The sequence below is a fragment of the Nocardioides scoriae genome, from assembly GCF_900104965.1.
Taxonomy (GTDB): Bacteria; Actinomycetota; Actinomycetes; order Propionibacteriales; family Nocardioidaceae; genus Marmoricola; species Marmoricola scoriae.
The window spans coordinates 225,467-237,471 of record NZ_LT629757.1 but is presented as its reverse complement, the minus strand read 5'-3'; the positions used below and the strand labels follow the sequence as shown (position 1 = coordinate 237,471).

Annotated in this window: 12 protein-coding genes and 1 pseudogene; 6 read left to right on the top strand and 7 right to left on the bottom strand. The window is 74.4% G+C overall.

All coding sequences use genetic code 11. The annotated features are described in order from the left end of the window. Positions 1–65: 65 nt before the first annotated feature. Positions 66–1,820, top strand: a complete 1,755-nt coding sequence (locus tag BLU55_RS01145) for an ATP-binding protein (RefSeq protein ID WP_157682659.1) — start codon at positions 66–68, stop codon at positions 1,818–1,820. A 168-nt stretch (positions 1,821–1,988) separates the two neighbouring features. Here BLU55_RS01145 and BLU55_RS01140 read toward each other — a convergent pair whose 3' ends face one another. Then, positions 1,989–2,705 carry a hypothetical protein gene (locus BLU55_RS01140; protein ID WP_172833842.1) on the bottom strand — a complete coding sequence of 239 codons (717 nt, stop codon included), beginning with the start codon at positions 2,703–2,705 and terminating at the stop codon, positions 1,989–1,991. 461 nt (positions 2,706–3,166) lie between these two features. Between BLU55_RS01140 and BLU55_RS01135 the strand changes: the two genes are divergently transcribed. Both BLU55_RS01135 and BLU55_RS01130 read left to right on the top strand, forming a co-directional pair. Beyond that, positions 3,167–3,739, top strand: coding sequence for a TetR/AcrR family transcriptional regulator (locus BLU55_RS01135; protein WP_091725235.1), 573 nt, complete (start codon positions 3,167–3,169; stop codon positions 3,737–3,739). After that, positions 3,736–5,442, top strand: a complete 1,707-nt coding sequence (locus tag BLU55_RS01130; RefSeq protein WP_091725233.1) for an FAD-binding dehydrogenase — start codon at positions 3,736–3,738, stop codon at positions 5,440–5,442. Before BLU55_RS01135 ends, BLU55_RS01130 begins: the two co-directional genes overlap by 4 nt. A 22-nt stretch (positions 5,443–5,464) precedes the next feature. Here the strand turns inward: BLU55_RS01130 and BLU55_RS01125 are convergent, their stop codons facing one another. From BLU55_RS01125 to BLU55_RS01100, 6 genes and pseudogenes are all read right to left on the bottom strand, one after another. Beyond that, positions 5,465–6,139 carry a DUF4396 domain-containing protein gene (locus tag BLU55_RS01125; protein ID WP_157682658.1) on the bottom strand — a complete coding sequence of 225 codons (675 nt, stop codon included), beginning with the start codon at positions 6,137–6,139 and terminating at the stop codon, positions 5,465–5,467. A 1,259-nt stretch (positions 6,140–7,398) separates the two neighbouring features. Then, positions 7,399–7,557 carry a sigma factor-like helix-turn-helix DNA-binding protein gene (locus BLU55_RS19820; protein ID WP_231917136.1) on the bottom strand — a complete coding sequence of 53 codons (159 nt, stop codon included), beginning with the start codon at positions 7,555–7,557 and terminating at the stop codon, positions 7,399–7,401. Positions 7,558–7,699: 142 nt separating this feature from the next. Beyond that, a pseudogene (locus BLU55_RS19815) lies at positions 7,700–7,927 on the bottom strand (sigma factor); the annotation flags it as partial. A gap of 107 nt (positions 7,928–8,034) precedes the next feature. Continuing rightward, on the bottom strand, positions 8,035–8,742 hold the full coding sequence (locus tag BLU55_RS01110) for a hypothetical protein (protein ID WP_091725227.1): 708 nt from the start codon (positions 8,740–8,742) through the stop codon (positions 8,035–8,037). Further along, positions 8,739–9,410 carry a class F sortase gene (locus tag BLU55_RS01105; RefSeq protein ID WP_157682657.1) on the bottom strand — a complete coding sequence of 224 codons (672 nt, stop codon included), beginning with the start codon at positions 9,408–9,410 and terminating at the stop codon, positions 8,739–8,741. The genes BLU55_RS01110 and BLU55_RS01105 overlap by 4 nt, the downstream gene beginning before the upstream one ends. After that, the gene (locus BLU55_RS01100; protein ID WP_157682656.1) at positions 9,407–10,222 is read right to left on the bottom strand and encodes a DUF4397 domain-containing protein; all 816 of its coding nucleotides are present in this window, start codon (positions 10,220–10,222) and stop codon (positions 9,407–9,409) included. The genes BLU55_RS01105 and BLU55_RS01100 overlap by 4 nt, the downstream gene beginning before the upstream one ends. 128 nt (positions 10,223–10,350) lie before the next feature. On the opposite strand from BLU55_RS01100, the gene BLU55_RS01095 reads away from it, so the two are divergent. From BLU55_RS01095 to BLU55_RS01085, 3 genes are all read left to right on the top strand, one after another. Next, positions 10,351–10,950, top strand: a complete 600-nt coding sequence (locus BLU55_RS01095) for a DUF1349 domain-containing protein (protein ID WP_091725224.1) — start codon at positions 10,351–10,353, stop codon at positions 10,948–10,950. Positions 10,951–11,002: 52 nt separating this feature from the next. Then, positions 11,003–11,257, top strand: coding sequence for a superinfection immunity protein (locus BLU55_RS01090; RefSeq protein WP_197681056.1), 255 nt, complete (start codon positions 11,003–11,005; stop codon positions 11,255–11,257). An 84-nt stretch (positions 11,258–11,341) separates the two neighbouring features. Then, the gene (locus BLU55_RS01085) at positions 11,342–11,914 is read left to right on the top strand and encodes a hypothetical protein (protein WP_091725221.1); all 573 of its coding nucleotides are present in this window, start codon (positions 11,342–11,344) and stop codon (positions 11,912–11,914) included. The last annotated feature ends 91 nt before the right edge of the window (positions 11,915–12,005 follow it).

Below are 12,005 nucleotides of genomic sequence, written 5' to 3'. Positions count from 1 at the left end.
CCCACCTGGCTCGCCAGGCCCCACTCGGGACCTCGACGGTCAGTGACACCGATCGGAGCACCACCGTGGGCCCATCCCCCCACCGCGACGCACCAGACCTCGACTCGGTCCTCGACGCCGTCCCCATGCTGGTCGTCGTCATCGACCGCGAGACCCAGCACGTCGTGCGCATGAACCGCATCGCCCTGCACACCCTGGAGTGCACCCCCGAGCAGGTCATCGGGGTCCGGTGGCAGGAGCTCGTGGACGAGCAGACAGCGCCCGTGATGCACGCTGCCATGTCGGGCGAGCGCAGCACCATGGGGCTGGAGAGCACGATCACCTCGGGATCAGGTCACCCGCGACGCGTCCTCTGGTCGGTGGGACGGGCCCTCGAGTCGACGGCCATGACCGCCGACCACGTCGTGCTCACCGGGCTCGACGTCACCCCGACCGGACCTCCCCAAGGCCTCTTCAGCCACGTCGTGAAGGGCAAGTCGACCCCGATGATCGTCGGCACGGACCTCGCCGGCCGGGTGACGCTGTTCAACTCCACCGCCGAGCACGTGCTCGGGCGCTCGGCCTGCGACATGGTCGGACGTGCGCTGCCCGCTGAGCTGTTCGAGCAGGCCGAGATCGCCGAGCGCGCCCACCGCCTCGGCGTACCGGCCGACCTGACGCTGCTCACCCGAGACCTCTCCGGCCTCGACCGGCGGCGCTCCGACGTCGACCTGGGGCCGCTCGACCGCCGACAGCGACGCGGCGGGGGCCCGCAGGACCGGCGCGGAGGGGGTCCGGGCGACCGACGGGACCGGCGCAGCGGGAGCGCCGACGACCGGCGCTCCGGCGGAGCCCAGGACCGCCGCGGGTCAGGCGCGCAGCCCCGGGACTGGACCCTGATCCGCAGCGACGGCGCTCGGCTGACCGCGTCCGTGAGCATCACGCGGGTGGCGGGCGACTCCACCGACCACGTCGGCTACCTCGCCATCGCCGAGGACGTCACCGAGCAGCGGCGCACGCGCAACCTCCTGATCGCGGGCCTGGAGAAGGAGGCCGAGGCCGTACGCCGCCTGCGCGAGCTTGACCGGGCCCGCACCGACTTCGTGGCCACCGTCAGCCACGAGCTGCGCACGCCCATCACCAGCATCCTGGGCTACGTCGAGGTCCTGCTCGACGCCGTCGCCGACCAACCCCCCTCGGTGCACCACGACATGCTCGAGGCCGTGCGCCGCAACGGTGAGCGGATGCACTCCCTGGCCGAGAACCTGCTGACCCTGTCCAGCTTCGAGGCCGGCGAGTTCTCCATGAAGGTCACCTCGCTGGACCTGCGCACGGTGGTCGAGCGGGCCGAGCAGGCCCTACGTCCCTTCATCGACGAGCGGCGCCTGACCACCTCCTTCGAGCTGCCCAGCCACCCGGTCCCCGTGCAGGGCGACCTCGCCCACCTCGAGCGGGTGCTCCTCAACCTGATGAGCAACGCCCTCAAGTTCACCGAGGACGGCGGCCGGGTGACCTGCCGGCTGTCGTCGTGCCACGGACAGGCCGTGCTCGAGGTCGTCGACACCGGCATCGGGGTCCCGGCCGCCGAGCAGGGCCAGCTCTTCACACGGTTCTTCCGGTCGTCGACCGCGGAGAAGCGCGCCATCCAGGGCACCGGCATCGGTCTCAACGTGGTGGACGCGATCGTGCGTCGCCACGGAGGTGTCATCGAGGTGGACTCCGAGGAGGGCCGAGGCACCTCCATGCTGGTCCGCCTGCCACTGCACGTCACCCGGGACCCCGACCCGGTGACGACGACGGACGCCCCTCAGCAGTCAGCAGGGGTCCTGGTCGACTCCTGACCGAGTTCGTGCCGGGTGTGGGCCAGCGACGTACGCCGAGCCGCACGGATCGGACGCCACCCGACGCACACAGGGCCCGGAGCCGATGTCGGCTCCAGGCCCTGCGCTCACGCCCCGGGTGCAAGCTCCACCCACACCGGGGCGGGAGCTACGGGGCGACCGGTGGTGTCAGTCGCCGGGGGTGGTGTTGACGGTGATCTTCGCGATGCCGACCAGCAGGCCGGGCTTGACCGCGTCGGTCTTGAAGGTCTGGTTCAGCAGACCCGCGGCGACGGGCGAGATCTCGACCTTGGTGCCCTGCAGGGTGGCCGTGCCGTCACCGGTCTTCAGGGGGTTCAGGGTGCGCCCGTCGAGGGTGAACACGTAGGCGCTGGACGCAGCGACCTCGCCGTTGACCAGCACGTCGCCGTAGACGCGGGACACGCCCGGGTCGACGTTGAGGTTGTTGATCTCGACCTTGGTGTCACCAGCGGTCAGGGAGAGACCGGAGCCCTCGTGCTGGACCTGGCCGATGACGTACGGCGAGACGGTGCCGGGCTTGAAGACCGTGACGTTGCCGCCCGAGATCGGGAACTGCAGCGTGCCGCCGCCACCGACGAGCTTGGCCTTGCCGGTGGTGCCGGGGGTCAGCTTCAGCGACTTCAGGGCGTCGACGAAGCCGGCGTCCAGGGCGACCTGGGTGTTCTTGCCGGTCAGCGAGTCGATCGCCGCGACGGGCTTGGGAGCGGCCTGCGTGGACGCCGAGGACGACGAGGACGACGAGGACGACGAGGCGGAAGCGCTCGAGTCGTCGCTGCTGCCGCAAGCGGCCATGGTGCCGGTCATCGCGACCAGCGCGATCGCGGCGAGGCCCTTGCGGCCCTTGGTGGTGAGCATCGTGCTCATGGGGAGTCAACTCCTGTTGATGGCTGTGTGTGTGACACATGGAGTTCGCCACCACCGCACCCGCGGATGGGTGACCTGAGTCACTACGTCCTGACATGTCGTCGCGATCTGGCACGCAGAGGCGCCCGGCACGCCACTGCACCCGCCGGTGGTGCGGGCGACCCGGGGCCGGACCTCCCCTGCGTCTTCCCACGCAAACTGGGCGAGGCTCGTGTCGAACTGCAGGTGTGCTGGGCCTGGCCGTCGGAGTCGTCGGCGGCGGCTCTCTGCTCGAGCACTTCTGCTGAACAGCGTCTCCTGGGCTCAGGTGCCGCCGGCCCTGCTGACCGTCGGTCCGGCCCTCGTGCTCGGCGGTGGTGCCTCGACGACAGCGAGGTCTGGGACTCGGACGGACGCCTGCTCGCAGGCGAAACATCCAGGCAGTTTTAGCGAGTGGCCACTCTCCAAGTTAGGCTGGTGGGGTGGTCACCCAGGTCGAGCGCAGCGCCGCTGCCGTCACGCGGCTGCTGGACGCCACCGAGGTGGTGCTGCACGAGCGCGGGTACGCCGGCACCACCACGACCGCGGTGTGCGAGCAGGCCGGCCTGAGCCAGGGGGGCCTGTTCCGGCACTTCCCGACGCGGCGTGCCCTGCTGGTCGCGACGGCTCGCCGCGTGGCCGAGCGCCAGACCACCGACGTCCCGACCGGGCTCGACCTGCCGGGTGCGCTGCACCACCTGCGCGATCGGGTGCGGTCGCGGTCCAACGTGGTGTGGCACGAGCTGGTGCACGCGTCCCGCACCGACCCCGAGCTCCGCGACGGGCTCGCACCGGCCCTGCGGGAGTACCACCGCCGCACCGCGGCAGCGGTCACCTCGCTGCTGCCGACCGGACGGGCGTGGACCCCCGAGCACCAGCGAGCGCTGCGCCTGGCCGTGACCTACCTCGACGGCGAGGCGGCCGTCGCGCACGTCCTGCCCGACCCCGACCGGGACCAGGACGCCCTGCAGGCGCTCCTGGAGCTGCTCCGACCATTCTTCGAGGAGGCACCGTGAACACCGACGACTTCCAGCCCGACGCCATCGTCGTGGGCGCCGGGCTGGCCGGCCTGGTCGCCACCCACGAGCTCGTGCTCGCCGGCAAGCGGGTCCTGGTCCTGGACCAGGAGAACCGCGCCAACCTCGGGGGCCAGGCCTTCTGGTCGCTGGGCGGCCTGTTCTTCGTCGACTCCCCCGAGCAGCGCCGGATGGGCATCAAGGACTCCGCGGAGCTCGCCTGGCACGACTGGCAGGGCTCGGCCGGCTTCGGACCCGACCCCGAGGTCGCGTCCGTGGAGGACGAGGACGGCTGGGGCCGCCGCTGGGCCCGGGCCTACGTCGCCTTCGCCACCCACGAGAAGCGCGACTACCTGCGCGCGCTGGGGCTGCGGTCGGTCCCCATGGTCGGCTGGGCCGAGCGCGGCGGCGCCGACGCCCAGGGCCACGGCAACTCGGTGCCCCGCTTCCACCTGACCTGGGGCACCGGCCCCGAGGTCGTGCGCGTCTTCGAGGAGCCCGTGCTCGGGGGCGAGCGCAACGGTCTGGTGACCTTCGGCTTCCGCCACCGCGTCGACGAGCTCGTCGTCGAGGACGGCGCCGTCGTCGGCGTGCGAGGCGCGGTGCTCGAGCCCACCGACGCGGCCCGGGGCGAGGCGTCCTCCCGCACGGTCACCAGGGGCTTCGACCTGAGGGCGCCGGCCGTCATCGTCACCTCCGGCGGCATCGGCGGCAACCACGACCTGGTCCGGGAGACCTGGCCCACCGAGCGGATGGGGCCCGCCCCGGAGCACCTGATCTCCGGGGTCCCGGCGCACGTCGACGGTCGCATGCTGGCCATCACCGAGGCCGCCGGCGGCCGGGTGGTCAACCGCGACCGGATGTGGCACTACACCGAGGGGATCCACAACTGGGACCCGATCTGGCCCCAGCACGCCATCCGGGTCATCCCCGGACCCTCCTCGCTGTGGCTCGATGCCACCGGACACCGCTTCCCGGCCCCCAACTTCCCGGGCTGCGACAACCTGCGCACCATGCGCGCGATCCTCGCCACCGGCTACGACTACTCGTGGTTCGTGCTGACCCAGTCGATCATCGAGAAGGAGTTCGCCCTCTCGGGCTCCGAGCAGAACCCCGACCTGACCGAGAAGGACCTCCGGGTGCTGCTGCGCGAGCGGCTGTCCAAGGGCGCACCCAGCCCGGTCGAGGCCTTCAAGGAGCACGGCGAGGACTTCGTGGTCGCCCACGACGTGCGCGACCTCGTCGCCGGCATGAACGAGCTGGCGCGGCCCGGCACGGCCGGCGACGCACCCGTGCTGGACGCCGACGAGGTCGAGTCGATGATCCGGGCGCGCGACCGGGAGCTCGACAACGCTTTCTCCAAGGACGCGCAGCTGATGCTGGTGGCCAACGCCCGCAGGTCGCTGACCGACAAGCTGGTCCGCGTGGCCAAGCCGCACCGGCTGCTCGACCCGGCGCACGGCCCGCTGGTCGCCGTGCGCCTCAACATCTTGACCCGCAAGACCCTCGGCGGGCTGCAGACCGACCTCGAGTCACGCGTCCTCGGGCCCGACGGCCGATCGGTGCCGGGCCTGTACGCCGCCGGCGAGGTCGCCGGTTTCGGGGGCGGCGGGGTCCACGGCCACAACGCCCTGGAGGGCACCTTCCTCGGCGGCTGCATCTTCTCCGGACGGATCGCGGGACGGGCGGTCGCCTCGTCCTGACGCCGGACGTGCTGCACGGGCGTCACACCGACGGGGCGACGGCACGCCTCTCGCGCTGCAGCCACCGCACGGCCGGCCAGCCGGTGACGAGGCCCAGGACGATGCCGGCCTGCATCAGGAACCAGAAGCTGCCCTCGCTGGCCGGGGGCATGTACTCGTTGAAGTGCAGCAGGAGCATCCACCCGCCCATGCCGACGTCGAAGGCCAGCACCGTCACGACGGCGGCGACCGCGGCCGACGCGAGCGACGACCGGTGCGGCGTGGAACCGCTGGGCGAGGAGTCGGCGCGGGACGCCGTGCGCTCGTAGGCGACGAGCAGCAGCATCGCGAGGACACCGATGACGATGATCATGACCCACAGGTCGATGCCGGCGATGGTGAGGCCCGACACCAGCACCAGCGGTACGCCGACCAGGTGCGCCACCGCCGAGGCGGCGCCTCCGGGCAGCCCCGCCACCGCCGCCGAGGCCGTGCCGGGCGCCGCGCGCCGCGGCGCCCCGGCTCGCTCCGCCCGGCCCTGCCGGCGGTAGAGCGGGAGCGTGAACGGCCCGAGGTAGAGGCCCGAGGCGATCCACACCAGCTCGGTGGCGACCGTCGGGTGCCGGCGTCCGCGGTGGACGTCGACCGCGACCGCGACGGCGGTCGCGACGCACAGCACGATCCACACCCACGCCACGGGCGTCACCCACGCGGGCACCCGGTCCACCATCTGCACGTCCCTGCCCGCCCACTTCCCGTGTCGCTGCCAATGTCACTGCTCGGCACGCCCGGCGGCGACCAGCGCCAGGATGCCAGGCCGGGGCACACCCGCAGCCGGTCCGGGCGGCGCCGGTGGCCCTCAGCCGTCGACGCCGATGAACATCGGGTCGCCGCCGGTGGTGTCGATGGTGCCGATCCGGGTGCACGCCCCCGACGGGACCTCGCAGTCGTAGACCGGCGCCCTGCTCGCCCTCCCGGAGGCGGCGGCGAGGACCGAGCCGTCGGTGTCGACCGCGAACCAGGTCCCTCCGTCCACGCGCAGCCGCACCGGGCGACCCTCGGGCTCGGTCGGCTCCAGGTTGGGCGACCAGGACAGGACGTGCCCACCATCCAGGGTCAGCTGGGCATCGACGGCGCCACGGGTGGTCGGCCAGCCGGCGACCGGGTTGTCGGCCGCCGGGGTGGGCGCCGTGCCGTCCCACAGGATCCGGCCCCCGCGCACGTCCGCGACGCGGAGGTCGGGGCCGCCGAGCGAGGTCCACCCCCGCTCCCCCGACGCCTCCGGGTCCCAGACTTGGGTGCCGTCGGAGGTCTGCACGAAGACCAGTCCGCGGTCGACGGCCTCGACCCGGACCGAGCGGCACGCCCCTCCCGAGCAGAGCACCTCGCGGGACCCGACGGTGCGACCGGTGTCGAGCCGCACCAGGAGCACGCTGACGCCGTCGGGCGAGGGCTGCGCCAGGGCGACGAGCGGCTGCACGGCGTCGGCCTTCGCCGAGGGCCGCACGCCGGCGCGGGTGTCGGTCGGCGTCGGGGCCAGGGTGCGGTCGACGCCGTCCTCGCCGAGCAGGTGAGGGGTCTGCGACCCGTCGAAGAACACCAGACCGTACGACGTCGCCAGCGCCTCGGTGTCGAGGTAGCCCATGTCCTCGATCGGGAAGGTCCGACCACCCAGCGAGAGGTTGCCGTCGGGCGAGGGGTCGGCGAAGCCGCGCAGGCCCTGGTCGTAGTCGAGGGCCCCGACCGGCGCGAAGCTCTGCGCGCGTGGCGACCGCGAGGGTGGCTCGGACAACGCGCCCAGGTGGGGCACCACGAGCGCGACCGCGAGGGCCGCGGTCCCCGCGGCGGCGAGCACCCCGGCCCGGCGCCGACGACGCAGGCTCCGGCCGTGGCGCACGGCCGCGTCGATGTCGGGCACCGGCGGGACCACGGCCTCCACGTGGGTCGCGATCGCGCGCTCCAGCTGGTCCTGCAGGCTCATGAGGGCTCTCCGTCCGTGACGAGGTCGGCCGCGGCGGCGTACCGGCGGCGCAGGGTGGCCAGCGCGTCCGAGGCCTGGGACTTCACCGTGCCCCGGCTGCACCCGAGGGTCTCGGCGATCTGCTGCTCGCTGAGGTCGTCGTAGTAGCGCAGCACCAGGACCGCCCGGCTGCCGCGGCCCCAGCTCCATGAGCAGCGGCCACAGCTCGGAGCGCTCCACCACCGACGGCTCGGTGGCGTCGTACGCCGTGTGGCCGGGCTCGGGCGCCGCCACCGGTCGCTCGGCGCGCCACCAGGTCCGGCGGCGCAGGTCGAGGACCTCGTTGACGGCGATCCGGCGCACGTACGCCTCGGGCCGGTGCGTCGACCGCACCCGGCGCCACGACGCGTAGGCCTTGGCCATCGCCGACTGCACCGCGTCCTCGGCACGCCCGGCGTCACCGCTGATGGCGTACGCCACCCGGAACAGGCGCGACCAGGACGCGGAGGCGAACTCCGCGAACTCCGCCTCGTCGCTCTCACGCATCCGTGCCCCTCGTCGCGCGGCCCGGTCCCGGCCCCACACCCCTCAGACGTGGCGACGCCCCGGTCCGGTTGGGTGGGTACTGACACCGTCCTGGACGCCTCGGCCGCTCAGTCCAGGTCGAGCTGCGCCGCGACCACCTGGGGCCGCGCCGACCGGGGCAGCGAGACCGCCCACCCCTCGCCCCCGGCGCGGCCGCAGGGCCGCGACCGCTCCGGCGCACCGACCGGGGCGCAGGCGGCGGCCAGCAGCCGGCCACCCTCGACCCGCACGGTGGTCGCGAGCCGCTCGCGGCGCAGCCCCAGCTCGAGCGAGGTCGTCCGGGCCAGCGCCCGCCCCGGGACCGAGCCGCTGCGCGTCACGGCACCGGTGAGCACGTAGCTCACGTGCAGCGACGACGTGGCCGCGAAGGCGTAGCGGCGCCCCCGGTCGCCCACCGTCGTCGGAGCGTCCTGGACGCCGGAGTCGGTCGCCACCCGCACGTCGCGCGCCTCGACCCCGCCCGCGACCGACGGGGGCACCGCGAGCACGAACGAGCCGGCCGGGCCCGAGGGCCGCACCCAGTGGTCGACCCGCAGCTGGCCCGAGGCGAGCACCCGGGTGCGCACCAGCTCGCTGCCGGCCGGCACCACCGCCGGCGGGGCGAAGCGCACCGAGGCGGCGCTGGCCCGCGGCAGGGTGGCCGGCACGTCGACGCGCACCAGCTGCGCCACCACGAGCGCGGCGAGCACCAGGCCTACGACCAGGGCGGCCGCGACCACCGCCGCCGGCCGGACCGGCAGCGTGCGGGGCGCGACGTGGCGTCCGGTCGAGCTCACCGCGCACCTCCCCGCCGGACGGGGGCGCCCAGCGACGTGGCCGTCACCACGGCCAGGCGCTGGTAGCCACCGCGCGACGCGTCGTACGGCGGCGCGCAGGTGACGAGCACGATGCGGCGCTCCCCGGCCGGGTCGGTCAGGTCGGTGCGACCGGTGAGCGGTCCCTGCTCGACCAGCTCGCGCGAGGTCGCGACGAAGGTCTGCTGGAGCGTGGCCGAGGAGAGCACGAAGTGGTCACCGGCCTCGACCTCGAGGAGGGAGGCGAACGCTCCGAGCCCCTGGGTGGCCGAGTCGACGTGACCGGCGAGCAGGGTCACCCCGAACGGGTCGCCGACCCGGGCCCCGCCGCGCCACCAGCCCGCGCGGCGCACGTCGTCCGGCACCTCGAGGAGACCGTCGGAGCGGGTGTCCACCGCCGCCAGCTGCACGGCGTCGCCGGCGGGCAGCAGCAGCTGCTGCGGGACCTCGGGGCGCTGGGCCCCGGCGCGCCGCGCCGGTGTGGCCTCCACCGCCCGCGGGGCCACGGTGCCGTCGGCCGTCGGCCCGGACGAGGCGGTGGCGGCGTCGCCGGACGGCGTGGTGCCGCAGCCCGCGGCGACCCCCAGGCCGACGACCAGCAGCGCGGGCGCGGCCCTGCGCAGCCGGCCACCGGACACCGTGGACCTCACGGCCGGCTCGCGGGCAGGGACCGGCCGCGGGGCTGCAGCGACGACACGGTGAAGGGCACCACCGCACCGCGCACCAACCCGGCCGACCCGGTGTCGATGGTGCGGGGCACCACGGATCCGTCCGCGCGCAGGCCCACAACGTGGGTGATGGCCTGCATCGAGCCGCGCCGGGGGTTGCCGACGGCGTAGACCATCGTGGCCGTGCCCGCGGCGAGGTCGACCGACAGCGGCCCGAGGATCGGGTCCTCGGTGGTGCCCGTCGCGACGAGCGAGGCCCGGTGGGTGCCGGCCGGCACGTCCGCCTCGGCGTACTCCCCGTTGGCGATGTTGGTGAAGACCGTCGTGCCGTCGAGGACGACGTCGGCGGGCACGACGGTGGCGGTGTGGGCCAGCAGCACCCGCGCCTTGCCCGGGCCCAGCGGCGTGCTCGGCACCCGGTAGGTGCTCACGACCGGCGGAGCGCCCGGCGAGGCGGGCAGGTGGAGCACCACGTCGGTGCTCGAGCCCGGCCGGACCGTCACCCGGGTGGTGACCGCTCGGTCGCCCTCCGCGCCTCCGAAGCGCAACCGGTGGGTGCCGGCCGGCAGCTCCAGCGGGCCCGTCTTCGAGCCCACCCCGAGCGCGCTGCCCCGGTCGCGGCCGTCGACGGCCAGGTCGACCTCGGCCCCGGGCACGGCCTGCACGACGGTGACCTGGCCGGTGGCGGGATCGACCGCGGTGCTGGCGGCGTGAGCCGAGGGCGCGGCCGTCAGCGGGGCCAGCGCGAGCGCGCCCGCGACCACCGACCCCAGCGTCGTGCCGAGCGTCCTCATCCTGGGCTCCCCTCGGTGCGTGGCCCGGGCCGCACCTCGAGCCACATGACCCCACATTTCGACACCGGTCAAGCCCCACGGGTCCGCCTTGGGAGGTTGATCCACAACTGTCCTGCGAGGCTGGGCCCATGACCACGCGATCGACGATCCCCTGGAGCTCCGGCCGCTGGACCCACCCGCCCGAGCAGGCGGTGGAGGAGGGTGCCGACCTGGTCGTCACCGCCCGCGAGGGCAGCGACGCGTGGCGCCACACGTCGTACGGCTTCGTGCACGAGAGCGAGCACGCCCTGCTGGCACCGCTGGCCGTGGGTCGCGCGGTCGAGGTCGCGGTCCACGTCGACATGGCCGAGCAGTTCGACCAGGCGGGCGTGTTCGTGCGGCTCGGCCCGCCCGGCACCGTCGACGCCTGGGTCAAGGCCGGGCTCGAGCAGGCCGACGGGGTCGTCCAGCTCGGCGCCGTGGTCACCCTCGGCCGGTCGGACTGGTCGGTGGCGCCGGTGCCGGGCTGGAGGGGGCGCACCGCGACCGTGCGGGTGAGCCGCGCCGCGGAGTCGCTGACCGTGCGGGCCCGCGTCGACGACGAGCCGTTCGCGCTGGTCCGGGTCTGCCCCGCGCCGGAGGGCGTCGAGGTCGCGGCCGGGCCGTTCACCTGCGCACCCAGCCGGCCCGGCTGGACCGCGCGCTTCCGCTCGTGGACCGAGACCGAGGCCGACGCCGCGCTGCACTGAGCCGGCTCGAGGTCAGGTCGGGCCGGCTTGCGCGACCCCCTACGGTCGGGGCATGAGCCTGCCTGGTCCCGGTCGTCTGCCCATGTCCACCACCCTCACCCGCCACCGGCCCGTCGTGCTGGTCGTCGCCTGGGTGCTCGCGGTCGTCTCCGGTGGCTACTTCCTGCCCTGGGCGCTCGCCGTCACCCGCGGCAAGACCAACGCGACCACCATCGGCTGGGTCAACTTCCTGCTCGGCTGGACGATCGTCGGATGGGTCGTCGCCCTGGTGATGTCGCTGCGCCCCCACGCCACCCACACCTTCTAGCCGCAGTTTGCCCGGTGCCCGGCCGGGTACCAGCCGCGCAGGGACGTCCGCACCGCCGCGGCCCCTGACCGGGAGGCACCGCCCATGAACCTCAGCTCCGTCATCGTCCTCGTCGTCGTCGTGGTCGCCGTGCTGCTGCTGGCCGCGCTCGTGCTGCGCTCCACGCGGACCAAGAAGCGCGAGGCCCAGCGGGAGCGTGCCGGCGAGCTGCGGCAGGACGCCGCCGCCGTCGCCGCCGACCACGAGGCCCAGGAACGCCGCGCCCACGAGGTCGAGTCGGAGGCGGAGGCCGCCAAGGCCCGCGCCGCCCGCCTCGAGGACGAGGCCCGCGAGCAGCGCCTGGCCGCCGAGCAGGCCCGGGCCGCCCAGGAGGACCGCGTCCGCGAGGCCGACCGGCTGGACCCCGACGTGGACCACCGCTCCGACGACTACCGCCCCGACCTCGACGCCGCCGCGGCCGCCGGGTCCGGCAGCACCAGCGCCACCACGGGTCACCACGACCAGGGCCACGTCCAGGGCCACGTCCAGGGCCGCGACCCGGTGCAGGGCCACGAGCAGGAGCCGGCCGGCTCGCCGCTGACCGAGGACCCGCAGGCTCCGGCCACCCGTCCCACGGACCCGCACGACCCCGACTTCGGGACGCGCGAGCGCGCCTGACCCCACCCGGGGCGACGGACACCCGTCAGTTTGCGACCGGTTCGGGGGTTTCGTCGGTCTGATCCCGTGGGGTGACCTACCTTCGGAGGCG

Coding starts and splice junctions, on each gene's coding strand:
- BLU55_RS01140 (WP_172833842.1), bottom strand. CDS start 2,705: ATGAGCACGATGCTCACCACCAAGGGCCGCAAGGGCCTCGCCGCGATC.
- BLU55_RS01100 (WP_157682656.1), bottom strand. CDS start 10,222: ATGAGGACGCTCGGCACGACGCTGGGGTCGGTGGTCGCGGGCGCGCTC.
- BLU55_RS01095 (WP_091725224.1), top strand. CDS start 10,351: ATGACCACGCGATCGACGATCCCCTGGAGCTCCGGCCGCTGGACCCAC.
- BLU55_RS01090 (WP_197681056.1), top strand. CDS start 11,003: ATGAGCCTGCCTGGTCCCGGTCGTCTGCCCATGTCCACCACCCTCACC.
- BLU55_RS01085 (WP_091725221.1), top strand. CDS start 11,342: ATGAACCTCAGCTCCGTCATCGTCCTCGTCGTCGTCGTGGTCGCCGTG.